This is a genomic window from Rhizobium sp. BK619, assembly GCF_014195245.1.
GTDB classification, from domain to species: domain Bacteria; phylum Pseudomonadota; class Alphaproteobacteria; order Rhizobiales; family Rhizobiaceae; genus Rhizobium; species Rhizobium acidisoli.
In genome coordinates this window covers 405,148-428,081 of the sequence record NZ_JACIBH010000005.1, presented here as the reverse complement: position 1 = coordinate 428,081, position 22,934 = coordinate 405,148, and the positions used below count along the sequence as shown (strand labels likewise).

22 protein-coding genes and 1 pseudogene are annotated in these 22,934 nt (G+C 62.4%); 14 read left to right on the top strand and 9 right to left on the bottom strand.

What is annotated here, in order from left to right; genetic code table 11:
• Positions 1–426 precede the first annotated feature (426 nt).
• Positions 427–1,677 (top strand): MFS transporter, encoded by a 1,251-nt coding sequence (locus FHX14_RS12410; protein WP_184377261.1) that lies wholly within the window; start codon positions 427–429, stop codon positions 1,675–1,677.
• Between the two features lie 85 nt (positions 1,678–1,762).
• On the opposite strand, the gene FHX14_RS12405 is transcribed toward FHX14_RS12410, so the two are convergent.
• Positions 1,763–2,590, bottom strand: coding sequence for an RDD family protein (locus FHX14_RS12405; RefSeq protein ID WP_003593881.1), 828 nt, complete (start codon positions 2,588–2,590; stop codon positions 1,763–1,765).
• 309 nt (positions 2,591–2,899) lie between these two features.
• Between FHX14_RS12405 and FHX14_RS12400 the strand changes: the two genes are divergently transcribed.
• The 3 genes from FHX14_RS12400 (at position 2,900) to FHX14_RS12390 (ending at position 6,180) form a co-directional block, all read left to right on the top strand.
• A complete protein-coding gene (locus FHX14_RS12400) occupies positions 2,900–3,247 on the top strand; it encodes a DMT family protein (RefSeq protein ID WP_003593882.1) in 348 nt (115 codons plus the stop codon).
• Positions 3,248–3,368: 121 nt separating this feature from the next.
• Positions 3,369–4,880: a DUF1800 domain-containing protein gene (locus tag FHX14_RS12395; protein ID WP_184377260.1), complete on the top strand. Its 1,512-nt coding sequence runs from the start codon at positions 3,369–3,371 to the stop codon at positions 4,878–4,880.
• 115 nt (positions 4,881–4,995) lie between these two features.
• Entirely contained in the window at positions 4,996–6,180 is a 1,185-nt protein-coding gene (locus FHX14_RS12390; protein ID WP_184377259.1) for a DUF1501 domain-containing protein, read from the top strand.
• Positions 6,181–6,604: 424 nt separating this feature from the next.
• Here FHX14_RS12390 and FHX14_RS12385 read toward each other — a convergent pair whose 3' ends face one another.
• Positions 6,605–7,192: a hypothetical protein gene (locus FHX14_RS12385; protein WP_003593885.1), complete on the bottom strand. Its 588-nt coding sequence runs from the start codon at positions 7,190–7,192 to the stop codon at positions 6,605–6,607.
• 25 nt (positions 7,193–7,217) lie between these two features.
• Positions 7,218–7,604, bottom strand: coding sequence for an acyl-CoA thioesterase (locus FHX14_RS12380; RefSeq protein ID WP_003593886.1), 387 nt, complete (start codon positions 7,602–7,604; stop codon positions 7,218–7,220).
• Positions 7,605–7,894: 290 nt separating this feature from the next.
• Here FHX14_RS12380 and FHX14_RS12375 point away from each other — a divergent pair, with 290 nt between their 5' ends.
• From FHX14_RS12375 to FHX14_RS12365, 3 genes are all read left to right on the top strand, one after another.
• Entirely contained in the window at positions 7,895–9,715 is a 1,821-nt protein-coding gene (locus FHX14_RS12375; protein WP_003593887.1) for a methyl-accepting chemotaxis protein, read from the top strand.
• A 151-nt stretch (positions 9,716–9,866) separates the two neighbouring features.
• Entirely contained in the window at positions 9,867–11,177 is a 1,311-nt protein-coding gene (locus FHX14_RS12370; protein WP_003593889.1) for an extensin family protein, read from the top strand.
• 137 nt (positions 11,178–11,314) lie between these two features.
• Complete coding sequence (locus FHX14_RS12365) at positions 11,315–11,662, top strand: hypothetical protein (protein ID WP_003593892.1); 348 nt, start codon at positions 11,315–11,317, stop codon at positions 11,660–11,662.
• Positions 11,663–11,710: 48 nt separating this feature from the next.
• Here FHX14_RS12365 and FHX14_RS12360 read toward each other — a convergent pair whose 3' ends face one another.
• Entirely contained in the window at positions 11,711–12,508 is a 798-nt protein-coding gene (locus FHX14_RS12360; protein ID WP_003593894.1) for a class I SAM-dependent methyltransferase, read from the bottom strand.
• A gap of 250 nt (positions 12,509–12,758) precedes the next feature.
• On the opposite strand from FHX14_RS12360, the gene FHX14_RS12355 reads away from it, so the two are divergent.
• The 3 genes from FHX14_RS12355 (at position 12,759) to FHX14_RS12345 (ending at position 15,422) form a co-directional block, all read left to right on the top strand.
• Positions 12,759–13,154 carry an Ohr family peroxiredoxin gene (locus tag FHX14_RS12355; RefSeq protein WP_003593895.1) on the top strand — a complete coding sequence of 132 codons (396 nt, stop codon included), beginning with the start codon at positions 12,759–12,761 and terminating at the stop codon, positions 13,152–13,154.
• 107 nt (positions 13,155–13,261) lie between these two features.
• Entirely contained in the window at positions 13,262–14,302 is a 1,041-nt protein-coding gene (locus FHX14_RS12350) for a DUF3095 family protein (RefSeq protein WP_003593897.1), read from the top strand.
• Between the two features lie 173 nt (positions 14,303–14,475).
• Positions 14,476–15,422, top strand: a protein-coding gene (locus FHX14_RS12345; protein ID WP_172643329.1) for an IS630 family transposase whose coding sequence is annotated in 2 segments (ribosomal slippage) — positions 14,476–14,814 and positions 14,817–15,422 — 945 coding nt in all. Because the reading frame shifts where the segments join, the coding sequence is not laid out codon by codon here.
• 2 nt (positions 15,423–15,424) lie between these two features.
• On the opposite strand, the gene FHX14_RS12340 is transcribed toward FHX14_RS12345, so the two are convergent.
• The 3 genes from FHX14_RS12340 to FHX14_RS12330 all read right to left on the bottom strand — a co-directional run bounded on the left by FHX14_RS12340 (position 15,425) and on the right by FHX14_RS12330 (position 17,243).
• A complete protein-coding gene (locus FHX14_RS12340) occupies positions 15,425–15,802 on the bottom strand; it encodes an NUDIX domain-containing protein (protein WP_037074259.1) in 378 nt (125 codons plus the stop codon).
• Between the two features lie 27 nt (positions 15,803–15,829).
• Positions 15,830–16,327 carry a MarR family transcriptional regulator gene (locus tag FHX14_RS12335; protein WP_003593900.1) on the bottom strand — a complete coding sequence of 166 codons (498 nt, stop codon included), beginning with the start codon at positions 16,325–16,327 and terminating at the stop codon, positions 15,830–15,832.
• 145 nt (positions 16,328–16,472) lie between these two features.
• Positions 16,473–17,243 (bottom strand): siderophore-interacting protein, encoded by a 771-nt coding sequence (locus tag FHX14_RS12330; protein WP_003593902.1) that lies wholly within the window; start codon positions 17,241–17,243, stop codon positions 16,473–16,475.
• A gap of 265 nt (positions 17,244–17,508) precedes the next feature.
• Here FHX14_RS12330 and FHX14_RS12325 point away from each other — a divergent pair, with 265 nt between their 5' ends.
• Together FHX14_RS12325 and FHX14_RS12320 are read left to right on the top strand one after the other, a co-directional pair.
• Positions 17,509–18,126 (top strand): DUF1442 domain-containing protein, encoded by a 618-nt coding sequence (locus tag FHX14_RS12325; protein WP_003593904.1) that lies wholly within the window; start codon positions 17,509–17,511, stop codon positions 18,124–18,126.
• A 208-nt stretch (positions 18,127–18,334) separates the two neighbouring features.
• Positions 18,335–18,730, top strand: coding sequence for a Rap1a/Tai family immunity protein (locus FHX14_RS12320; protein WP_003593906.1), 396 nt, complete (start codon positions 18,335–18,337; stop codon positions 18,728–18,730).
• A 9-nt stretch (positions 18,731–18,739) separates the two neighbouring features.
• On the opposite strand, the pseudogene FHX14_RS12315 reads toward FHX14_RS12320, so the two are convergent.
• Positions 18,740–18,934, bottom strand: a pseudogene (locus FHX14_RS12315) (FCD domain-containing protein); the annotation flags it as partial.
• A 328-nt stretch (positions 18,935–19,262) separates the two neighbouring features.
• Between FHX14_RS12315 and FHX14_RS12310 the strand changes: the two are divergent.
• Both FHX14_RS12310 and FHX14_RS12305 read left to right on the top strand, forming a co-directional pair.
• Positions 19,263–20,222 (top strand): acetylxylan esterase, encoded by a 960-nt coding sequence (locus FHX14_RS12310; protein ID WP_003593907.1) that lies wholly within the window; start codon positions 19,263–19,265, stop codon positions 20,220–20,222.
• Positions 20,219–20,947 carry an alpha/beta hydrolase-fold protein gene (locus FHX14_RS12305; protein ID WP_003593909.1) on the top strand — a complete coding sequence of 243 codons (729 nt, stop codon included), beginning with the start codon at positions 20,219–20,221 and terminating at the stop codon, positions 20,945–20,947. The genes FHX14_RS12310 and FHX14_RS12305 overlap by 4 nt, the downstream gene beginning before the upstream one ends.
• Here FHX14_RS12305 and FHX14_RS12300 read toward each other — a convergent pair.
• Positions 20,938–22,572 carry a dihydroxyacetone kinase subunit DhaK gene (locus FHX14_RS12300; RefSeq protein WP_003593911.1) on the bottom strand — a complete coding sequence of 545 codons (1,635 nt, stop codon included), beginning with the start codon at positions 22,570–22,572 and terminating at the stop codon, positions 20,938–20,940. The two genes, FHX14_RS12305 and FHX14_RS12300, sit on opposite strands and share 10 nt — an antisense overlap.
• Positions 22,573–22,934 lie beyond the last annotated feature (362 nt).

Below are 22,934 nucleotides of genomic sequence, written 5' to 3'. Positions count from 1 at the left end.
GTGCTCCTCCTTGCAACGCGGGCTCAAGGCCCAACCAACCGTTCGAGCGAAGACATGGCGACGGAGATGCTCGCTGAGGCGCGAGTTCAAAACCCAGGGATGACACGCATCCCCGCCGCACAGCCGCATTATACAGCAACGGCAACGTACAAGGATGAGGGAGGTTGGAGGGTGCTGCGCCCCAATAGCCCGCGGCTGGAATAGCGTGGTTTACTCGGGTACTCCTTCCACTGAGGTCAGCCGATCACGACAAACGTGATGGAACTTGGCCAGCATCGCTGCCGTTGTTTCCGCTGTCTCCGATTGCGAATGCGCATTCCCGCAACCGCAGCCCCTGACAGCCGCAACCCGCCCGTTTGGGGCACCCCTTCCGACGGCATCCGGAATTGCCCGCCTCGCCGCCGCTTTCGGACGGAGGAATATCAGATGTCCGCTTTGGAAAGCCTGCGCCGGCTGACGCCGCAGCAGCGCAACACCGTCATCGCCAGCTATCTCGGCTGGACGCTCGATGCCTTCGATTTTTTCATTCTCGTCTTCGTTCTCAAATATATCGCCGAGGAATTCCACACCGACGTTCCCGCCGTCTCGGTGGCGATCTTCCTGACGCTTGCCATGCGGGCCCTCGGCGCGCTGATCTTCGGATTGGCCGCCGACCGCTATGGCCGGCGCATCACGCTGATGGCCGATGTGCTGCTCTATTCGCTGTTCGAATTCCTGACTGGTTTCTCCACCGGCCTCACCATGTTCCTGGTGCTCCGGGCGCTCTACGGCATCGCCATGGGCGGCGAATGGGGCGTCGGCGCCTCGCTGGTCATGGAGACGGTGCCGGAGGAAAGCCGCGGCATCGTTTCAGGCATCCTGCAGGCAGGCTATCCCTCGGGCTATCTGATCGCCTCGGTCGTGTTCTTCCTGCTCTTTCCCGTCATCGGCTGGCGCGGCATGTTCTTCATCGGCGCGGCCCCGGCGCTGCTGGTGCTCTATATAAGGCGTAATGTCGAGGAGAGCCCCGCCTTTCTGAGACGGCAGGCCGAGGGGCGCCGGCCGTTCCTGACGGTGCTGCGCGAAAATATTCCGCTGTTCATCTGGGCGGTGCTCTTGATGACGGCGTTCAATTTCTTCAGTCACGGCACGCAGGATATCTACCCGACCTTCCTCGAAACTCAGCGTAACTATTCGAGCTATACGGTCGGCGCCATCGCCATCGTCTACAATATCGGGGCGATCTGCGGCGGGCTGTTCTTCGGGGCTCTGTCGCAGCGGATCGGCCGCAAGCGGGCGATTGTGACAGCCGCACTGATCGCCGTGCCCGTGGCACCTCTCTGGGCCTATGCGCCGGGGCCGGTGCTGCTCGCCATCGGTGCCTTTCTCATGCAGTTCTTCGTCCAGGGCGCCTGGGGCATCGTGCCGGTGCATCTGAACGAATTGTCGCCGGACGAAGTGCGCGGCACCTTTCCCGGTTTCGCCTATCAACTCGGCAATCTTCTGGCCTCTGGCAACGCCACGCTGCAGGCGGGGCTCGCCGCCCGCTGGAACGGCGATTACGCCTCAGCGCTGCTGATCGTCGCGGCGGTGGTGGCGCTCGTCGTCGCCCTGCTCGCCGGCTCCGGCTACGAGAAGAAGGATGTTCGCTTCGGCATGGAGGAAGCCGAGGAGCCGCATGGCGCGATGCGAATCTAGCGCTGCCTGCGGTTGACAGAGAGGCCGGCGGCGGTAGCAGCTGCCGGCCTTTCCTTGCGCCTTGCAGCCCAGGCAGCAGAACGTTTCAACTCTTCACCACTTTGCAGGCGCAGATGCGATCGTAAAAGGTCTGTCCTCGCCAGAAGATGAGGGGCAAGAACCACCAGATCAGGGCAGCTATACCCAGGATGATCTCGAAAAACACCGCGGCACCATTGTCTAAAAGTGTGTATCCGTCGTGGGACATGCGGAGCAACGTGTCGAAGTCTTCCGTGGGAAAGACCGGCAACGCAAAAGCGGCAGCGATGAAAAGCAGATACGGGCAGAATTTCAGGATCTCTCGTCTAAACTCGATGCCAAGGCCGGGGTTCTTACCATCGACGGATTGGACTCTCAGGCCCATCAGCTTTTTTCCGATCGTGCGGCGGCCATTTGCGGAAAAATAGGCAAAAGCCAACGCAAGAAGTGCAATGTTGACGATGCCGGATATCAAACTGGGGTATACGGACTCGGTTTCGACCACCGGATTGCCGTCCGCGTCGACAGGGACGGCCAGCCACCGGGCTGATGTCCCGTAGTCCGTTTGGCGGGAGACGCCTGTCTGCAGGTATCTTTGCTTTTCCGAACCGATTTGGCTGACTTCGCAGATCTGATTGATGCGAACTTCCCCCGGTTTCAACGGCCATCCGACGTCAATTCGCTTTGCAAGCTGATCCGGCACCTCCACGCCGCACTGTGTGTAACTCCAGCCGGCAAAACGGAAGTCCAGGGGAATAACTGTTGAAATGCAGTAAACGGCTATGAGAATGACAGCCTGAAAAATGATGATGTCGACGATACAGGCCACGGCGCGTCGCCAGAAGTGGCGGGAAGGCAAAGTTGCGTATTGCGGTATCTGCGGTGTCGTGTCCATGTCGCCCCCTATGTATTCGCGCAAGCTAATCCGTCACGTTGATTCGTTTCAACATTAAGTGGAAAAATGCACGGGCTTTTTTAGAGACGCACCGTGCTCACTCTAAAGTGCGGTTTCGGTGCAATTTCTGCGCTGGGAAGGTGAACCGCCGCAGAGCCTCCCTGATATCCGCATCGTCTCGGTGTCGTAAGGGCTCAGCGCAGTTCTCAAGCCATGCGGGGCTTGCCGCCGGGCGGCGGCGTGCTAGGTAAGGGCTGCCGGCATCTCCCTGCCGGATCGGTTTCTCCCTCCACAGCCCCGAGTTATTCCATGTCGTTTTCTCCCGCCGCCCTCTGGCCTGTCATCATGCTGTTTGCCTCCAACATCTTCATGACTTTCGCCTGGTATGGCCATCTCAAGCACAAGAGCAGCGCCATCTTCCTTGCTATCGTCGTCAGCTGGGGCATCGCCTTCTTCGAATATTGCCTGGCCGTGCCGGCCAACCGCATCGGCTCGGCGGTCTATACGACGGCGCAGTTGAAGACGATGCAGGAGGTGATCACGCTCCTCGTCTTCGCCGGCTTTTCGATCTTCTGGCTCGGCGAGAACCTGACCTGGAACCATGCGATCGGCTTTGCGCTCATCGCAATCGGAGCATCCTTCATCTTTCGGGCGTAAATTGTAATTTTTTCAACAGATTACAAATCGTCCATGTCTGGATATCGCCACATTTCCTACAGATTGGCGTCGCAATCGGCTGGCAACCTTTCACTACCAAGTGATCAGGAGTTGACCGGCCATGAGCCTCTCTTTCCCGACGATGGCGGCGATCCGGTTCGGCTATGGTTTCAGGCCGGGTGAGGCGCCGCCGCAAAGCAAGGATGAGCTGATCGGCCAGCTCGGCAAGGGCATGGCGGCGACGCCGGACTTTCCGCTTGGCGGCCCCGATACACGCCGCCGGGCGATCCTCAGCCTGCAGGAACAGTTGAAACAAATCCGAGAAGACGCCGGCACGGTGACCGACGATCCGACGCGGCGCGAGATGCGCAAGGGCGTACAGCGCCAGGCGCAGCAACAATTCCAACACGATGCGAACCTGCGGCTGATGCAGGCGGTGCTGTCGCCGTACGGCTTCTACGAGCGGCTTTCGACCTTTTGGACCGATCATTTTTCCACCAGCGCCAACAAAAGCCTGCCGATGCGCCTGATCGTGCCGCTCTATGAGGCCGAGGCGATCCGGCCGTTCATGGCGGGCAGGTTCGGCGATCTCCTGCGCAGTGCCACGGCCCATCCCGCCATGCTGATCTATCTCGACCAGGCGGATTCGCTCGGGCCGGAATCGGTCGGCGGCATGAAGCGCAACAAGGGGCTGAACGAAAATCTTGGCCGCGAACTCCTGGAGCTGCATACGCTCGGCGCCGGCAGCGGCTATACCCAGGCGGATGTGACGGCGGCGGCCATGGTGCTGACGGGTTTGACCATCGACCGGAAGGAGATGGACATCGCCTTCCGGCCGAATATTTCCGAGCCCGGCGCGCATGAAGTGCTCGGCGTCAGCTATGGCGGGCGCAAACGCTCGCGCGACGATTATCTCGACATGCTCGACGATCTCTCCGTCCATCCGAAGACGGCCGCGCATATCAGCCGCAAGCTCGCAGTGCATTTCGTCTCCGACCAACCGGACGAGGGGCTGGTGTTCGACATGGCCGCGGCGTGGAAGAAGACGGATGGTGATCTGACAGCCGTCTATACCGCTATGCTCGACCATCCCGCCGCCTGGCGCGACGAGGGCGCCAAGGCGCGTCAGCCCTTCGATTATGTCGTTGCCGGATTGAGGGCGCTGAATGCGGGGCCTGTCAACGGCGTCGTCGGCAGCTTCCTGGCGGCAAACCAGCAGGGCACTGAAGAGGGCGATATGGCGGCGAATACGCCTGGCATGGCAGGATCGCCCGTGACGACGGACCCCGCCGGCGAGGCGAGGGACAAGCGGCTCAAAGCCTTCCGGACGGCGCGGGCGTTGGGGCAGGGGGCGCTGAAGCGTATGGGCCAGCCGATCTGGCTGCCGCCGAGCCCGGCCGGTTTCGAGGAGGGTTTTTCCGCCTGGATCACCGGCAGCCAGCTCGCCGAACGATTGGCCTGGGCACGGCGGGCCGCCACCCAGTTCGGCCGCGACGAAGATCCGCGCGAATTCCTGAAGTCGACGCTTGCGGATGCTGCGCGTGACGAGACGATCCGCGTGGTGTCGCAGGCGCCGAACAAGATCAGCGGGCTGACATTGGTGCTGGCATCGCCCGAATTCAACCGTCGCTAAGCAGACTTTCGTTGGCAAGCCAACGCTTCATCTGCTCAGCTCATTTGTTTTGTCGCAGGTTCTGACCGGAAAACCGCTGGACACTTTTCCGGAACCTGCTCAGGAGGCCCTGCCCATGACGCTGTCGATGAACCGGATCTCTCTTTCCCGCCGCGGCTTTCTGACCTCGGCCTGCTGTCTGGCCGCCGCACCCGTCTTCACGCCGGTCACCTTCGCGGCGATGCCAGGCGACAACCGCTTTGTCACCATCGTGCTGCGCGGCGCGATGGACGGGCTGGATCTGGTGCAGCCCTATGGCGATGCCGGCTTCGCCGCGCTCCGGCCGACCTTGGCGCTGACGCCCGATACCGGGCTTCTCGACCTTGATGGACGTTTCGGTCTCAATCCCGCCGCCGCGGATCTGATGCCGCTCTGGAAAAGCCGGGAGCTTGCCTTCGTGCATGCGGTGTCGACGCCCTATCGCGACCAGCGCAGCCATTTCGACGGGCAGGACATGCTGGAATCCGGCGGTGAACATGTCGCCGAGGAAAAGACCGGCTGGCTGAACCGGGCACTTGCCGTCATTCCGCGCTCGGATGCGCGCAAGGCGATCGACGTCAACACCTCGACCGAGTTGATCCTCTCCGGGCCGAACAATGTCGACGTCTGGGCCTCGGATTCCAATCTGGCGCCGGCGCGCGACGAGATGCAGTTCCTGGCGCGGCTCTATGCGGACGACCCGCCGTTTGCCGCAGCACTTGCCGAGGCGACGCGAGCCGACGCCGCCTCGATGATGGTCGAGCCGGATGGCCAGCGCGGCGAGAAGATTGCTGATGTGGCAGCGCTCGCGGCCAACATGCTGAAGGGCGATTATCGCATCGCCAGTTTCTCGATCACCGGTTGGGACACGCATATCGGCCAGGCCGGCCAGTTCAAGCGGCCTGCACAGGATTTGGCGCAGGCGATCAACACGCTGAAGACGACGCTGGGGGCCGAGATCTGGGCAAAGACCGTGGTGCTCGCCATGACCGAATTCGGCCGCACCGCCCGCCAGAACGGCTCCGCCGGCACCGATCACGGCACCGGCGGCTGCGCGCTGCTTGCCGGCGGCGCGATCAACGGCGGCCGCATCCTCGGCAAGTGGCCCGGCATCGGCGACGGCCAACTGCTCGACGACCGTGACCTGATGCCGACCGCCGACGTGCGCGAGGTGGCGGCGGCGATGCTCTATCGGCAGTTCGATGTCGGTGTGGATGATCTAACGGGCAAGATTTTTCCGGGTTTGGGGTTTGATAAGGGGTCGCAGTTTTTGCGGGGGTGAGAAGCGGTCGGGCGCAGCCCGAGCAATCGATCCAGTGAATCGATTGCAGCGACGAACGCCCTGAGCCCAAGCGAAGGGCCGGGCGGCCGCCTGTTTTTGGCGAGGCAGAACCTTTCCTCCGTCATTCCTGTGCTTGTCACAGGAATCCAGCAGCCGCGTGTCCACGCGGCGGAAGACGTAAGAGCGTTGCCGGGGGAATGGTCATATCTTCGCCAGGCCAGGGACGTCTGTTTTTTCTAAAGAGTCCTTTCGGCTTGCAGACGCAAGCCGGCTGGATTCCTGTGACAAGCACAGGAATGACGGTGGAGAGGTTGTGTTTCGCTGAGGGAGCAAGCCGCTGCCCGGCCCTTCGCTTCGAACTCAGGGCGTTCGTCGCTGCAATCGATTCACTGGATCGATTGCTCCCGCTTCGCGGGACCGCAACTCACCCCAAAACATCATAAAGCCGGAAGATGAAGCTGACCTGATAGACGAGGTTGGCGATGATGAAGATCGTGTGGAAGCGGCGGTTGGGGGTCCAGGCGGCGATGGCGCAGAGCGGGATGTAGGCGATGTTGCGGGCGGGATATTCCCAGCCGAGCGAGAGGATGCGCTCCGGCCCCTTGATCGCCGTGTCGAGTATATCGACGGCATAGATCAGGCCGAGGATGCCGAAGAACCATTTGCGCCGGGAAATGAAATATTCCTCGTAGCCGCCATATTCGTCGAGGCTCGCAGGGAAGAGCAGGGCGCAGAGCAGGAAAAACAGGCTGCAGAAGCAGACGAGGAAGAGATAGATGCCGAAGCCGATCGCAGGCACGGCCTGCAGGCGATATTCCCACCACCAGATATGAATGATGAATAGGAACAGGGAGAGCGCCCAGCCGAGGTGGACGGCATAGACCTTCGCCTTGCCGGGATGCTGGACGATGCCGGCAACGCCGGTCAGCAGCCTTGCAAGGGAAAGGCTGATGACCATGCCCATCACCACCTTGATGTGAAGGAAGACCTCCGGCGAGCTGACCGTTTCCATGCCTTATCCCTCGGTTTCGAGAGTGTTACTCCGCGGGGACGGCCTTCGGTTTGCCCTCTTCGTCAAGCGCCACCATTATGAATGTGGCGGCGGTAACCTTCTCCATCTTGGCATAGCGGGCACGATGCGCCCAAGCTTCGACGATCAGCGTGATCGAGGTGCGACCAACGCGCTCGATATCGGTATAGACCGACATCGTGTCGCCGATCTTGACCGGCAGTTCGAAGGCCATCTCCTTGACGGCGGCGGTGACGACGCGGCCCTTGGCGCGCTCGGCGGCGCGAATACCCGATGCAAGGTCCATCTGCGCCATGACCCAGCCGCCGAAGATATCGCCGGCCGGGTTGGCATCACCCGGCATTGCGAGCGTGCGCAGCGTCAGTTCGCCTCTCGGCTTGGCGGCATCGGTCATCAAGGGTTCTCCATCTGGTGCGGGCCATGGGCCGGCGATTCACTGAGGACTACCCTAGTGCAAAGGCTGGAGGCTGTAAAAGACCGCCGGATCAGGTCCTTGGAGTAGGTGGCGGTGGAAAAACGCCGGGCCGGCATAAATCTAAATTCTATTCAATTTCAATTGGTTGAATTTTACAACCAATACCTGCCTTACGTTATTTAATCGTCTTCTAATCAAACTTTACGCTCCAGTAATTCTGATGGGTCAGTATGTGAACGATTTCACATAGAAGACTCGCCGGGAACCTCATGCGCAACATCAAGATTTCCACACGCCTTTACTGCCTCGTCGGCTTTACGCTTGCCGTGCTCGCGGCAACGATGGTGTTCTTTCTGAACTATTCCTACTCCGAGCTGCAAGCGGAGCGGAAGGCGGGGCTGGAGAAGATGGAGGCGACGGCGATCGGCATCTTCGACAAATATTACAAGATGGAGCAGGCGGGCACGATGACCCGCGAGCAGGCCCAGGCTGCCGCCAAGGACGTGATCGGTGCGATGCGCTACGGCGCAGACGGCTATTTCTGGATCAACGACATGCATCCGACCATGGTGATGCACCCGATCAAGCCGGCGCTCAACGGCACCGACATCTCGCAGATGAAGGATCCGAATGGCAAGTTCCTGTTCGTCGAATTCGTCAACAAGGTGAAGAAGGACGGCAAGGGCTTCGTCGATTATTACTGGCCGAAGCCGGGCGCCGACGAGCCGGTGCTGAAATATTCCTATGTCGCCGGTTTCGAGCCCTGGGGCTGGATCGTCGGCACCGGCGTCTATGCCGACGACCTTGCCGCGCTCTATCGCCAGAACGCGATCTGGGCGGCAGTGCTCTGCCTACTCGGCGCGGCCGCCACTGTTGCCATCGCCTATGCCATCGTCCGCAGCGTGACGGCGCCGGTCGCCCGGCTGAAGACGGCGATGAACGCGATCGCCGCCGAAGAGGCATCGGTGGAGATCGCCGGCAGCGAGTGCCGTGACGAAATCGGCCAGATGGCCAAGGCGCTGCTGGTGCTGCGCGATTCCGTCGACGAGCGCAGCGCGCTGCGCGGGCGGGAAGACGAAAGACAGCGGCAGATCGAAGACGAGCGCCGCGGCAACGAGGCGAGCCTGCGTTCGGCCTCGGAACGGCAGACCCTTGCGATGCAGGCGCTCGGCGTCGGCCTGGAAAAGCTTGCTGGCGGCGACCTGACGGTTGCGATCGGCGATATCGGCGAGGATTACGCCAAGCTGAGGGGCGATTTCAACGCCGCCGTCGATGCGCTGAACGGCGTCATCCATGCGATCGCCGAGTCGAGCAGCGTCGTCAACGACAGCGCTTCCGACATCAGCGAGGCGACCGGCAATCTGTCGAAGCGCACGGAACAGCAGGCGGCGGCACTCGAAGAGACGGCGGCAGCGCTCGACGAGATCACCGCCACGGTGAAGACGGCATCCGAGCGGGCGAACGAAGCGCGCGAGATGGTGGCCGAAACCAAGGCAAGCGCCGGCCGCTCAGGCGATATCGTCCGCAATGCGGTGACGGCGATGGGCCGGATCGAGGAATCGTCGAGCCGCATCAACCAGATCATTTCGGTTATCGACGAGATCGCCTTCCAGACGAACCTTCTGGCGCTGAATGCCGGCGTCGAGGCGGCGCGGGCAGGCGAGGCGGGCCGCGGCTTTGCCGTCGTCGCCCAGGAAGTGCGCGAACTCGCCCAGCGTTCCGCCAATGCGGCCAAGGAGATTAAGGAATTGATCAGCCGGTCGGCGACCGAGGTCGAGGGCGGGGTGGCGCTGGTGCGCTCAACGGGTGAGGCGTTGCTGGAGATCGAAGCGCTGGTCAACAAGGTCAACGACCACGTCGCGTCGATCGCGACGGCGGCCCGCGAACAGTCGACTGGGCTGAACGAGATCAACGGTTCCGTCAACCATATGGACCAGATGACGCAGCAGAATGCCGCGATGGTCGAGGAGACGACGGCGGCGAGCCGCACGCTTGCCGACGAAAGCACCCAGCTGAAGACGCTGCTTTCGAATTTCCGGCTGCGCGGGGCGGGGCAATCGCCCGGAGCCCGGTACACACGGGCAGCGTGAGTTAAACGACAGATCAAAGGCCGCGAAAGCGGCCTTTTTCATCTCCGTCGCGTTCAGATTGTGCCGGTAAGTTTTCATTCACCGTTTTTAATTAAAATTGGAGTGAGTTTTTTCTGTCACTGCCCAGTCGGCCTGCGGAAGCGATAAGAGTATGGCGTTTGTTTCCTTTCCTCGGCGATCCCTTTTGCCCCTGCTGCTCTCGGCGGCGCTGACGACCTGTTCGATCAGCAATGGGCTGGTGCCGCCGGCCAATGTCGACAGCGGCACCAGGGTCAGCTCGATCTCGCCGGCCCGGGCGCCGGCGGCGCGCATGGCGCCCTCGGTGCGAATGACGCCGGTGGAAAGCCAGGCCTCCTATCCCGTTTCCAATGCGCCGGTCGGCAATAGCCAGGGCTCGGTCGATTACCTCAATACGCCGAACCTTGCCGGCACCGGCCATGCGGCGCCCTCCCAGCCGGCGGCGCGCGGGGGGCGCCTGCCGATGATCGACAGCGATGAGGCGCTGGCGGCGGGCCAGCCGAGCGGCAATTGGGGCGGCACGCAGAACCTTGCGATCCCTTCCGGTGGCGTCAATATGGATGACGAACTCGGGGCAGAGCCGGTCGTCGGGTTGGCGCAGGAACAACAGCAGCAGATCGCCGAGGGCAATGCGACCGAGCCCGTCGTTGACGGCATCGGCACCGATAGCCCTACGCAGGTGAACCAGCCGCTCCGCCAGCCCGCACCGATGCCGCAGCCGGCAGCACAAGCGCAGATGAGCCGCGCGCCCGCCTGGAACGACGGCAGCCCTGTCGTGGCGCCGACACGCGTTCCGGAAGAGGACGAAAGCGAAGAGGTCGCGATGCTGCGGCCCAACAATCCGATGATGAGCGAGCCGGCGGCACCCGTCGATCCGAGCATCATGCCGACCTCCGAGCTTGCCTGCCGGCGCGAGCTGAAGCGCATGGGCGTGCTCTTCGACGAGAAGCCGCCGATCTCGAACGGGCCGGCCTGCCAGGTGCCCTATCCGGTATCGCTGAAGGGGCTTTCCGGCAGTATCGGCGTCAAGCCGGCGGTAACGCTGAACTGTCAGGTGACGCTCGCCTTCGCCAAATGGGTGAAGAACGAGTTGGCGCCGTCTGCCCGCTACCGCTACTGGAGTGGCATCAGGACGATCCAGCCGCTCGGCGGCTATTCCTGCCGCCGCATGAACAACAGCCGCCAGAGATACAATCCGATGTCTGAACACGCCCGCGGCAATGCCATCGACGTCGGCAAGTTCGTGCTGAAGAACGGCCATGAGATCGACGTGCGCAAAAAGGGACTGTTCTCGCTGCGCGAGGGCCGGCTCTTGAAGGCGGTGCGCACCGACAGCTGCCGGTATTTCAACACCGTGCTCGGCCCCGGCAGCAACCCGGAACACTGGAACCACTTCCACTTCGACCTGCGCTCCCGCAAGAGCGGCAAGGTCTATTGCGACTGATATCCGTCCCCTTGAACCGTGCGGCGCGGGTGCGGCTGCGGTCGCGGGAAATCGGCCTGCTGGCAGAAAATGGTTCATCCTGGCCGCCCGGCGCGCTATAGATCGCCGGGGCGGATTGCCGTTTGAGAGTTGGATCCATGAGCTATGATTTCCATGTCGGCCAGAAGGTCGTCTGCATCAATGATACCTTCAAACATGTCAGCATCGACCAGCTTATCCGCAAAGGCGAGATCTATACGATCCGCTGGGTGGGCGAATATACCCATTATGTCGACGGCACCTTCATCGGCGTGAAGCTCGCGGAAATCCATCGCGGCAATGATGACGGGCCGGAGGGTTACGGGGCGGCCGATATGCCCTATCGCGCGACGCGCTTCCGGCCGCTGGTGAAGGACAAGATCGGATCGCTGCGCAAGCTGCTCGCCCCGACGCCCGATGCACCGGTGGAGCCAAAGGAAAAGGTCAGGAAAAAAGAAAAGGTCTGAGCGCAGCTCTGCCCTTGCCGGTCGCGATCCCGAAAGGCAGTGATGCGATCAGGCTGGCTTCCTGCTGAGGAACAGCCCGGTCTCCCTGCTGACATCGAGCGCGCCGCTGCCTTGCCTGAAGGCATCGGCGATCGCCTGGCGGAAGCGGGTGAGGTGAGGCTCGTCGGCGCCTTCGCCGGGCGGATAGGAAGTGAGGGCTAGGAAGACATCCTCCGGCTCGGTGATCCGCATGCTTGCAGGATACTGCGACATGGCGACGTTTCCGAATTGCGACCGCATCATTTGTTCGGCGGCGTCATATCCGAAGGCTTCGGCGGCCGGATCGGTCGGCGCGCTGCCGAAGACGGTCGTCAGGCGATAGATCTCGCGCATGTTGCCGATGCCGTTGGTGGTGACCGCGAGAAAGCCGCCCGGTTTCAAAACCCTTGCCATCTCCGCGATGCCGGCGGCGGGGGCGGGCAGGTGATAGAGCATATGCATGGCGATCACCAGATCGAAGGCGCCGTCTTCGAAGGGAAGTGTGGCGGCATCGGCCCGGCAGCCTCGAACGGAGCCGAAGGGTAGCGCGCTGCAGCGCGTCACAGCCTCGTCGACCATGCCTGACGAAAGGTCGGTCAGCGTCAGGTGCAGATCCTCCGGCAGCAAACTTGCCGTTGCCGCCCAGAACCATGCCGGCCCGCAACCGACGTCGAGCACGTGATTTCCCGGTTTCAGGGGCAACCGCCCGGCAACCCACGGGAACCAGCCGGTTTCGGCGATGGTATATTCGGTATGGAGCCTGGCGCGGGCGGCGAGCTTGCGGCTGTCGCCATACTGCACCGTATTGCCTTCGGTTATGGAGGACATCTCAATTCTCCGCCTTCCCAGTCAAGTCCCGGGCCTCGAGGCAGAGCCTATAGAGGGCTTCGTTCCCGGACAAGACGGGACAAGGCGTCGCTGGAGCCTGCCCGCGCGGCTGGCTCAAGCCTTCTGCTGGTGAAAAATAAATCGCATCCGATTAAATCGGAATAGCGTTGACATCGAATTCGGTTCGATATATTAGAGCGCATCCGATTAATTCGGATGCGATAAAACAATCAAACCGAAGGACATGACAATGACTGAGAAGCTTCTTTTTGCCGGCAAGACCCATATCGCCGGCGGCCGCAACGGCTATGCACGCAGCAGCGACGGCACGCTCGACATCAAGCTGCCGCAGCCGCATCCGGCGGCCGAAAACCTGTTCGGCGCCGCCTGGTCGGCCTGCTATATCGGCGCCATCGAACTCGCTGCCGCGCAGCGGAAGATCACGTTGCAAGCCGGTCCCGAGGTCGATGCCGAGATCACGCTCAATGGCGATAACGGCTCGTACTTTCTGCGCGCACGGCTCGATGTCAGCCTGGCAGACATCGATCGCGGGATCGCGCAGGAGCTGATCGAGGCGGCCCACGGCATCTGCCCATATTCCAAGGCGGTCCACGGCAATATCGACGTCGAAACCAGGCTCGTCTGAACGGGAAGGGCCGGCCTCGCGCCGACACCTTCAAGCGGGGGTCTGCCGATCGGCGGCAGACCCGTTTCTGAGCCAGCAGTCCAACCTGCCGATCCGGAGAATGTGCCATGATCAACAGCTACGCCGAGCCGCATCAGGCCTATGACGCGTTTTCGCTCGTGCTCGATCCCGGTGTCTACGAGCCGTTGCCTGACGATTGGCTGATCGGCATTACCGATGTCGTCAGCTCGACCGCGGCGATCCGATCGGGGCGCTATGAAGACGTCAATTATGCCGGCGCATCGATCATCGCCGCCCTCGGCAATGCCTGGGGTTCGTTCGATTTTCCCTTCGTGTTTCGCGGAGACGGAGCAGCCTTCGCCTTGCCGGCGAACGGCATCATGGCCGCGACATCGGCCTTGCGCGATGTCGCGGGCTTCGCAAAAGCCGAGCTTCATCTCGACCTGCGTGTCGGGCTCGTCACCGTCGGCGAAATCCGTGCGAACGGGCGCGATGTCAGGATCGCGCGTTATGCCGCTTCCGAGAGCGCGACCTATGCGATGTTTGCCGGAGGCGGGCTCAAATGGGCGGAACAGCAGATCAAGAAGGGACGTTTTCTGGTCAAGCCCGGCCGTTATGTAATGAAGCCTGACCTGACGGGCTTGAGTTGCGACTGGGCGCCGTTCCCGAGCCAGCGCGGCGAGATCTTGTCGTTGCTGGTCGAGCCGCGCGACCAGACGCGCCCGGAGGTCTTTGCGGCGCTGGCGAAACGCGTTCTGGCGGTTTTCGACGCCGCGCCGCGCCGGTCCCATCCGCTGTCCGGAGGGACGGGTATGGCGAGAGAAAAGCAGGTCAGCGCCAAACGCTGGTCGGAGGTCGCCTCCAATTCGGATTTCCGCAAGTTCGACGACGGCCTGCGCCTGACGCTCGACTGCGCGCCGGAGCAGATCGACAGCGTCGAAGCCATGCTCATTGCGGCGCGGGCGCGTGGCGAGATCGATTTCGGCCTGCACCGCCAGTCTCACGCGCTGATGACCTGCCTCGTGCCATCGGGCCGGCCGGATTCGCACCTGCATTTCCTCGATGGAATGGGCGGCGGTTACGCCAGAGCGGCCGAGATGATGGAGGAGGGCGCTCTGGAGGATGTGGCGCGGTCGTGCGCATTGTAGGCTGGGGTTAGCACTGCCAATCCTCCGTCATCGTGTCTTGCTGGTCACTCCCGCCTGAGCAGCTTCAGGAGCATTTCACTAGAGCGGGATGATTTTAGGTGGAATCGCAATTGGGATTCCCTTTTGGACGCAAATCAGATTCATCCTTCAGGCCGGTAAGGAGGCCGGTCTGGATGGCGAGACCTTTTTCGAATGATCTGCGAGAGCGTGTTGTCGGGGCGGTGACGCAGGAGGGGCTGTCGTGCCGGGCTGCGGCCAAACGCTTCGGTATTGGCATCAGCACCGCGATCGATTGGGTACGGCGGTTCCACGCAACGGGCAGTGCAGCACCCGGCCAGATGGGCGGCCACAAGCCGCGGGCGATCTGCGGTGGCCACCGGGAATGGCTTGTCGAACGCTGCCGCGCGAGTGCGTTCACGCTGCGCGGGCTGGTCGCGGAATTGGCGGAGCGGGGTCTGGACGTGGATTACCGGTCCGTCTGGGCCTTCGTCCGGGATGAAGGGCTGAGTTATAAAAAAAGACGCTGGTCGCCAGCGAACGGGAGCGACCCGACGTCGCCGCCAGGCGGGCGCGCTGGCTGAAGCATCGCCATCGCATCGATCCGGCCCGCCTTCTCTTCATCGACGAAACCTGGACGAAGACGAACATGGCGCCGCTCAGAGGCTGGGCGCCGCGTGGCGAACGGCTCTTGGGCAAAGCTCCTTTCGGCCATTGGAATACGATGACCTTCATCGCCGCGCTTCGAACCGACCGCGTCAGCGCACCATGGATCATCGATGGCCCCATCAACGCCGAGCGCTTCCTCATCTATGTCGAAAAGGTGCTGGTGCCAGAGCTCAAACCTGGCGACATCGTCGTGATGGACAATCTCGGCTCGCATAAAGCCAAGGCGATCCGGGTCGCCATCCGTAGGGCCGGCGCCCGACTATTCTTTCTGCCGCAATACTCCCCAGATCTCAATCCGATCGAGAAGCTCTTCGCCAAGATCAAACACGGGCTGCGACAGGCACAGGCCAGAACCCGCAACGCCATCGACGACGCACTGGCAGCCATCCTCCAAACCGTCTCGCCAAAAGAGTGCCTAAACTACTTCAAGGAAGCCGGATATGAACGGACGTAAAATCATCCCGCTCTAAGCTGGGGCGGCGCCAGTTCGGTTTCGCATTCTATCTCCGCGGCGGTAAACCATCTGAGCGCCGTGTGTTCATCGCCGATAAGTCGTAGAGAGCCTTGCCATCGGTCGACGTGATAGACATGGAAGGTGGCGGATGCCCCGGGCGGGCTTTCCGAAACGAACTCTCCGGCAAACAGCCAGTGCTGTGGCATCACGCCGATTTCTTCCAGCAATTCCCGGCGCATTGCCGTCTCGGCGTCTTCGCCGTCTTCGACATGGCCGCCCGGCAGGCTCCACCGATCCGGGTGCGTCCTGCGCTCCGAACTTCGCCTGGCGAGAAGAACGCTCCCATTCCAGATCAATGCGCCGATTGCGATCTCGGGCATATCACCGAATGCCGACATGTGCCGCGATCATGATTTTTGCGGCTCCGCCTGCGCTCGCAGCAGGTTGTCGCGCAGCCGCGTCACCGATTTCTGTACGATTGGGAAATCGTCGCCGAGGCCGACGGCGTCGATCAGGACTGAGCCGGGATCAGTGTCGAGAAGATCGCGCCCCGCCGGCGTCAGGCTCACACGCACCTGGCGTTCGTCGGCGGGATCGCGATGACGGGTGATAAAGCCTGAGGACTCCAGCTTCTTGAGAATGGGCGTCAGCGTGTTGGATTCGAGGAACAGTTTTTCCCCCAGCATGCCGACCGTCTGGTCGTCCTCCTCGGAGAGGGCCACCATGGCGATGTATTGGGTATAGGTCAGGCCGAGTGCGTCCAGGACCGGCTTGTAGGCGCGGCCGAAGGCAAGATTGGCCGAATAGACCGCGAAGCACAGGAAAGTCGAAAGCTTACGGCGCTCCGCACCTGGGCCGGCGGGTGCAGGCATCTCGGGCTGTTTCGCGGTTTTGGAGGTGGCCATGGGAAATCCTATCAACGCTCTGATTGCTTAGGAATACATATATATCGCATCCGATTAAATCGCAATGTATATCCGGCTGCTTTTTAACAACGTATCCGGCCGTCGCCCCACTTCCGGAGCGGCGGCCAGCGTCGGCGTCTACGGGTTAACCGAACTTCTCCGTCGCATCGGCCTTGCCGAATACCCAATAGCCGGATGCCTTAATCCAGCTCAGCGGGTAGCCTCGTTCCAGCAGATGGGCGCGGATATCGCGTGTCACCGAGGCTTCCGCCGCGACCCAGACGAAGGTTTCCGGCTTGATGTCGATCGTGCTCAACAATTTCAGCAGTGCCGCGGCAGCGGTTGCCTCGGAGAGAGGCCGGTGCGCCCAGTGGACATCAAGGTCCGCTCGGGTCTCGAAGCTCTGCTCTTCCAGCGGGCCGGTGACGGCGGCGATTGCGGTGATGGCCGTTCCGGCCGCACTCTCCTCGATCCGGCGGCCGATCGCCGGCAGCGCGGTCTCGTCGCCGATCAGCAACCATCGCGTCACCGCCTTCGAGACCACGGCAGAGCCTCTTGGCCCGCCGATCTCGAGCCTGTCGCCGGGGCGTGCGCCGATCGCCCATTGCGTCACCGGACCTGCCTCGTGCAAGGCGAAGTCGATGGTCAAGCTCCGCGCGGCATTGTCATAGCGGCGCGGCGTGTAATCCCGGCGCTCTTCTCCGCCGTCGGCGGCGGGAACGAAGATCTTGATGTGGTCGTCGGGCGCAAGGCTGGTGAAATCGGCGAGATCGCCGCCGCTCGACGTGATGCGGCGCATGCCGGGGGTGATGTCGATGACGCTTTCGACCGTCAGTGTGCGCCGCCGCGTCTCGTGGCGCACCCGCTCGATGCCGGGGGGTGGTGAAGTCTGCTCTTTGAATTGTTTGTTATCCATGTGTCCTCAGGAGCTTTTGAAACTCGATCCGCAGGACACAGTCGCGCAGATCGAAGCCGCAAAGCCGTTCGATCATACGCGTTGAGTGACGTTAACGCTTACGTGGCCGGGTGACCCGGCCATTGACGGGCTTGATGTAGCGGAGCGCGGCGGCATGTGCAACCGCATCGAGGCCGCAAAACCCGATGATTGCCGAAGTTTAACTTTTCCGAGCCAGTTCGGTCGGGCAATGTCGGCCATCAATCGAGACAGAAGGGCAGGGCCGATGGACAATCGGATCGAGGAAGTGCTCGACATCTATCACGGGATGATCGAGACGGAGCGCAACAGCCCGCGCGAGCAGCCTCCCGGCGGCCGCGACGGAGGGCAGGATCAGCGGCTGCGCGCGGTCGGGCCGGAGACCGGGCAGTTCATCAATATTCTCGCCAGGAGCCTCAAGGCGCCGACCATTCTCGAACTCGGCACCTCCTTCGGCTATTCCGGGATATGGCTGGCGGAAGCCGCCCGCGCTACCGGCGGTCGGCTGATCACCATGGAAATGCACGATTACAAGTCGGCCTATGCGCGCGACATGGCCGTCAAGGCGGGCCTTGCCGACCATGTCGAGTTCAAGGTCGGCGACGCCGTCCAGATGATCGGCGCGCTTTCTGAGGGCATCGACTTCGTGCTCGTGGATCTCTGGAAGGACCTTTACCTTCCCTGCCTCGAGGCCTTCTATCCCAAGCTCAATCCGGGCGCGATCATCATGGCCGACAATATGATCCGGCCCGGGGGCGAGGATGTGAGACGCTACGGCGAAGCCATCCGCGCCAAGCCGGGGATCTCAAGCGTGCTGCTGCCGGTCGGCAGCGGACTTGAGGTGAGCCGGTTCGACCGAGGTTGACGGCGGGCGATCACAAGAATCCGGCGCGTCCAACTCCTTAGGCGAGAGCGTATCGTGGGATTACAGCGTGTCTTGTTGACCTCGTAACTGCACACAAATTGCCACTCATTGCTACTTTTGAATGCGGCACAAAAGATGACACGTTTGAAGCTCATTTCCGACATTTTCCCGATCGAAGCTCCGCGCCATTCAGACTTGGGGAGTTGTGATGTCGGGTATTCTTATCGCCACTCTGTTGGCAACGGTTTCAGCAAAGATTCCCGCCGGATTACCCAGCGGTGACGTTCTCTATTCTGATTGCAGCGGGTCCCGGCAGTTTGTCGTCGGGTATGTTGCCGGCTGGTTGGACAAATGGAATAGTGACGAGTATCTCGCCCGTCGCATTTTTACCGAGGCCGCTCCCAGACCCAGCAGAATGGTGAACTCGGCGCATTTTGCAATCGCCGTTGGTGTTAACGTCTGCATTCCAACCGGGACCACGGCAGAAGCGATCGGCAATACGCTATGCACGTTCCTCGAAGAGAATCCCGGCATACGCGAGGCGACCGGCGACGAGCTGATGATGACCTTGGCTCATTATAAGTACCACTGCCCGATTCCTTAGGGGGCACACCGGCTTATTGGTCTCGATGACGCGGCTGAGCGAGGTGGCGGCGTTCAGCATGTGAGCGCGCATACGGCGTGAGGCCATCTCGCCATTGCCTTCGGCGATGGCCTGCATGATCGCCTCGTGCTCGTCGCGGGAGCGGTTGAGCCGTTGGTGTTTATGAAAAGTGTGCCATTGCTGACGCACCCTCGTACCGCTCATCACCCGCCCTCGTCCTTCGAGGCTCCGGCCTTCGGCCTGCGCGCCTCAGGAGGAGGGCTGATTGGTGTGCCGTGGGGCTGATGGGCGATGTACGGGTGGCCGGTGGCGATCGGCGTGCCGTGTGGCTTGGGCTGATCTCCGCTCAGCTCTCCAGTGAGGCGTGCCACCTGCATCTGTAGTGTCGTACTCCAGTGGTGTGCCCAGCCACCCGCTCATCCTTCGGGGCTCCGCCCTTTCGCGGGCGCATGAGCGCTGCTGGCGAGGGCGGGTGCGCAAGTAGCTGCCACATCGTCTTGCGCGCCCGGCGCTTTCACGCGACAAAGTCCCGATGAGCATTCCCACAACCCATCCCTTCACCTTTGATCCCACCTACGGCATGCGGCTCGAAGAGCTTCTTGCGATCGAACCGCCGGAGGAACCTGGTGGTTTCGACGCATTCTGGAGGGCGCGGTATCAAAAGGCGCTGACGGTCGATCCGCAGCCGGTGCTGTCCCGCAGCGAACTTACCCATCCCGATTGGCACGTGCTCGACCTCGTCTATCTCTCCACGGAAGCGTTCCGGATCGGCGGCTGGCTGCTGCTGCCGCGCGGGGGGCAGGTACGGCGCGGTATCGTCGTCGGCCATGGTTACGGCGGGCGGGACCGGCCGGATTTCGACATGCCGGTCAAGGAAACGGCGCTCATCTTTCCCTGCTGCCGCGGGCTGTCTCTGAGCCGCCATCCGCCGATTTCCGAGAACCCTTCCTGGCATGTGCTGCATGATATCGACAAGAAGGATTCCTATATCATCGGCGGCTGCGTCGAGGATATCTGGCTTGCCGTCTCAACGCTCGCAGCCCTCTATCCCTGGCTTTCAGGGCATGTCGGTTATAGCGGCATCAGCTTCGGCGGCGGCGTCGGGGCGATGGCGATCGCCTATGATCCGCGCATCGACCGCGGGCATCTCGCGCTTCCAAGCTTCGGGCACCAGCCGCTGCGCCTCGAACTGCCGAGCGTCGGCAGCGCGCAAGGAGTGCAGGAATATCAGGCGGAACATGGAAACGTGCTGGAGACGCTGCGCTTCTTCGATGCGGCGACGGCGGCGCGGCGGATCAACGTGCCGATGCTGACGGCGGTGGCGCTATTCGACCCTTCGGTCGCCCCACCCTGTCAGTTCGCTGTCGCCAATTCGATACCGAAATTTAATGAAATCTTCATCCTGGATGCCGGGCATTTCGACTACCCTGGAAGTGCTGAGCAAGAGGCGGTTCTCCGCGACAAGATCGGACAGTTCTTCAGGGTGCCATGAACCGCGAATATCTGCGCTGGTATAGCCAGCGGCTGCATCGAGACATGGAGTTGCTGGTGTTCGGCCATGCCGGCGCCAAGGTGCTGGTTTTTCCGACGCGAGAAGGGCGCTTTTTCGAATATGAACAGCTCGGCCTGGTCGCAAGCCTTGCAGACAAGCTGCAGGCCGGCCATCTCCAGCTTTACTGCATCGAGGGGCTGGCGACCGAGAGCCTTTACGGCTTCCACCGCCATCCGGCCGATCGCATCCGCCGGCATGCCGCTTTGGAGGATTATATCCTCAACGAGGTGCTGCCGCTGATGGCGGCGAAGAATCCACATGACTGCACCATCGTGCACGGATGCAGCCTCGGCGCCTTCCAGGCGGCAAGCCTCGTTTTCCGCCACCCGCATCTCTTCCGCAAGCTCGTCGCCTTTTCCGGGCGCTACGATCTGACGATGAAGGTGGAATCCTTCGACGACCTGTTCGACGGCTATTACGATGACAGCGTCTATTTCCACACCCCGACGCATTTCCTGCCCGGCCTCGGCTCGGACTGGCGGCTCGACCGGCTGCGCGAGATCGAGATCGTGCTGACCATCGGCGATGCCGATCCCTTCCTCGACAACAACCGCTATCTCAGCCGGCTGCTGGGCGAGAAGAATATTTGCCACCAGCTGCATGTATGGGACGGCCGCGCCCATCGCGCCGGCGCTTGGCGGAGGATGGCTCCGCTTTACGTCTGAAGACCCGCCACCACGGTGAAGGCTGCGGCGACCGCGACAGCGCCGGGATCGGCCACATCGGCCAGATCCCTTGCGCCGACATAGGAGGAACGTCCGGCTTTCGCCTTGGTCATCGCCTTCGTCGATTCCGCGCCTGATGCCGCCGCCTTTGCCGCTGCTGCAACGCCGCCGGAGGCTAGCGCATGCAGCGCCGGCGAGAGCGCATCGACCATCGTGCGGTCGCCGACCTCCGCTCCGCCGTAGAAAGCCATCCGGTCGAGCCCGGCCAGAAGGGCTGCCGATATATTTGATTTGTCGGCCATCGCCTTGGCCGCGGCGGTGAAGAAGATCGACAGCAGCACGCCGCTCGATCCACCCATACTGGTGCCGAGAATATCGCCGATCGCGGCAAGGGTGGCCGCCGGCCGGTCGAGCGGCAGCGTGTCGAGGCGGGCGAGCAGGCTGCGGGCGCCTGTTGCCACGGTCGAGCCGGTATCGCCGTCGCCGACGCGGGCGTCCAGGCGGTTGAGATCCTCTTCCAGCGAAATCAGATGCTCGCAGAGTGCCGCGATCAGGCGCCGGTTGCCGGGGTTTTCGCCGGCTGCGGCTTCTCCTCTCGCTGTCCTCGGTGCGGCGATGATCTCGATCCCATGGCGCTCTACGGCGGGCATCCAGGCATGCGGTTCGACAGCGGCTGTCAGGGCCGCTTCGCGCTCGGCGTCCAGCGGGATCAGCGATAGCGAGAAGCCGTTCATGTTGAGCGCGGTCATGACAGGCGCCGGACCGATGATCAGGCGGGTGCGGCGGCCAAGCGGGGTGGCCAGCACGGCATTGGCGACGACGGCCATTTCGAGTGGCGGCACGGCGCCGAGATTGTTGATGAGCAGCGCGTGATCGCCGGTATTCCCAGGCGTTGCGGAGAGGCGGGCGGACATGATGGCAACGATATCGGCGACCGGCTGCAGCGCGATGCGCTCGACGCCCGGTTCGCCATGGATGCCGAGGCCGAGTTCGCCTTCGTCGGCGCCGAGCCGGTCCTCGTGCGTCTGGCCGGGCACGCTGCAGGTGGAGAGCGACATGCCGAGTGAGACGATATCGCCGGCGGCACTTCCGGCCTGGGCCGCGACCGTTTTCAGATCCTGACCTCGTTCGGCGTGGTAGCCTGCGATCTTGTGGACGAACAAGGTGCCGGCGACGCCGCGCGGCTGGCTGATGCCGGGCAGGGCGATATCGTCGGCGACGATAACCATCTCGACATCGAAGCCTTCGGCGCGGGCCTTTTCGGTGGCAAGGCCGAAATTCAGGCGGTCGCCGGTGTAATTCTTGACGATCAGCAGCGCGCCCTTCGGACCCGTCACCGCCCGGATTGCCGTCAGCACCGCATCGACGCTCGGCGAGGCGAAGATCTCTCCCGAAACGGCCGCCGTCAGCATGCCCTTTCCGACAAAGCCGGCATGGGAGGGCTCGTGGCCGGCGCCGCCGCCCGATATGATCGCCACCTTCGACTTGTCCCAATCGGCGCGCAGGATCACCTTGATATCGGGAAAACTGTCGAGGCGGGCAAGACGGCCCTTGCGGCTCGTCAGAAGCAGGCCGTCCAGGGCTTCGGTGACGATGTTTTCCCTGCGGTTGAAGAAGTGTTTCATCGATTGAGACCCGTCCGTTGGTTTCGTGCCGTCGTCATGCCTTTTTGCCGGTCGCAAGAGGTGCTGTCCACCCGCATCGAGCAAAGGGATCGCGCGGCGATCCGGGCCGAGACTGGGGAGGAAACTTGGCGATAAGAGAAATTTCTCCCGCAAGCGTACCGCTACGGCGAAATCTGGCCTCGCTGCGGGATGGGTCGCAGGCTATCACCTCGACGCCGCTCCTGTTTTCCCGGGAGCGGTTCAAACTTGGCCTCGCTCCGGCGGGGCCTTTTTCTTACGCGGTGAGCTGCCTCTCGGAATATTCCCGCGCAGTGCGAGATTTAGCCTTTCCGGCCGGATGCAACGGGCGTATTCAGCCAGTA

What these genes read in the sequence shown, in the direction of transcription:
- FHX14_RS12340 (WP_037074259.1), bottom strand. Translation starts at nt 15,802, where the DNA reads ATGCCCGAGATCGCAATCGGCGCATTGATCTGGAATGGGAGCGTTCTT.
- FHX14_RS12365 (WP_003593892.1), top strand. Translation starts at nt 11,315, where the DNA reads ATGAGCTATGATTTCCATGTCGGCCAGAAGGTCGTCTGCATCAATGAT.
- FHX14_RS12395 (WP_184377260.1), top strand. Translation starts at nt 3,369, where the DNA reads ATGAGCCTCTCTTTCCCGACGATGGCGGCGATCCGGTTCGGCTATGGT.
- FHX14_RS12305 (WP_003593909.1), top strand. Translation starts at nt 20,219, where the DNA reads ATGAACCGCGAATATCTGCGCTGGTATAGCCAGCGGCTGCATCGAGAC.
- FHX14_RS12335 (WP_003593900.1), bottom strand. Translation starts at nt 16,327, where the DNA reads ATGGCCACCTCCAAAACCGCGAAACAGCCCGAGATGCCTGCACCCGCC.
- FHX14_RS12405 (WP_003593881.1), bottom strand. Translation starts at nt 2,590, where the DNA reads ATGGACACGACACCGCAGATACCGCAATACGCAACTTTGCCTTCCCGC.
- FHX14_RS12355 (WP_003593895.1), top strand. Translation starts at nt 12,759, where the DNA reads ATGACTGAGAAGCTTCTTTTTGCCGGCAAGACCCATATCGCCGGCGGC.
- FHX14_RS12380 (WP_003593886.1), bottom strand. Translation starts at nt 7,604, where the DNA reads ATGACCGATGCCGCCAAGCCGAGAGGCGAACTGACGCTGCGCACGCTC.
- FHX14_RS12385 (WP_003593885.1), bottom strand. Translation starts at nt 7,192, where the DNA reads ATGGAAACGGTCAGCTCGCCGGAGGTCTTCCTTCACATCAAGGTGGTG.
- FHX14_RS12370 (WP_003593889.1), top strand. Translation starts at nt 9,867, where the DNA reads ATGGCGTTTGTTTCCTTTCCTCGGCGATCCCTTTTGCCCCTGCTGCTC.
- FHX14_RS12325 (WP_003593904.1), top strand. Translation starts at nt 17,509, where the DNA reads ATGGACAATCGGATCGAGGAAGTGCTCGACATCTATCACGGGATGATC.
- FHX14_RS12320 (WP_003593906.1), top strand. Translation starts at nt 18,335, where the DNA reads ATGTCGGGTATTCTTATCGCCACTCTGTTGGCAACGGTTTCAGCAAAG.
- FHX14_RS12400 (WP_003593882.1), top strand. Translation starts at nt 2,900, where the DNA reads ATGTCGTTTTCTCCCGCCGCCCTCTGGCCTGTCATCATGCTGTTTGCC.
- FHX14_RS12375 (WP_003593887.1), top strand. Translation starts at nt 7,895, where the DNA reads ATGCGCAACATCAAGATTTCCACACGCCTTTACTGCCTCGTCGGCTTT.
- FHX14_RS12330 (WP_003593902.1), bottom strand. Translation starts at nt 17,243, where the DNA reads ATGGATAACAAACAATTCAAAGAGCAGACTTCACCACCCCCCGGCATC.
- FHX14_RS12360 (WP_003593894.1), bottom strand. Translation starts at nt 12,508, where the DNA reads ATGTCCTCCATAACCGAAGGCAATACGGTGCAGTATGGCGACAGCCGC.
- FHX14_RS12390 (WP_184377259.1), top strand. Translation starts at nt 4,996, where the DNA reads ATGACGCTGTCGATGAACCGGATCTCTCTTTCCCGCCGCGGCTTTCTG.
- FHX14_RS12410 (WP_184377261.1), top strand. Translation starts at nt 427, where the DNA reads ATGTCCGCTTTGGAAAGCCTGCGCCGGCTGACGCCGCAGCAGCGCAAC.
- FHX14_RS12300 (WP_003593911.1), bottom strand. Translation starts at nt 22,572, where the DNA reads ATGAAACACTTCTTCAACCGCAGGGAAAACATCGTCACCGAAGCCCTG.
- FHX14_RS12310 (WP_003593907.1), top strand. Translation starts at nt 19,263, where the DNA reads ATGAGCATTCCCACAACCCATCCCTTCACCTTTGATCCCACCTACGGC.
- FHX14_RS12350 (WP_003593897.1), top strand. Translation starts at nt 13,262, where the DNA reads ATGATCAACAGCTACGCCGAGCCGCATCAGGCCTATGACGCGTTTTCG.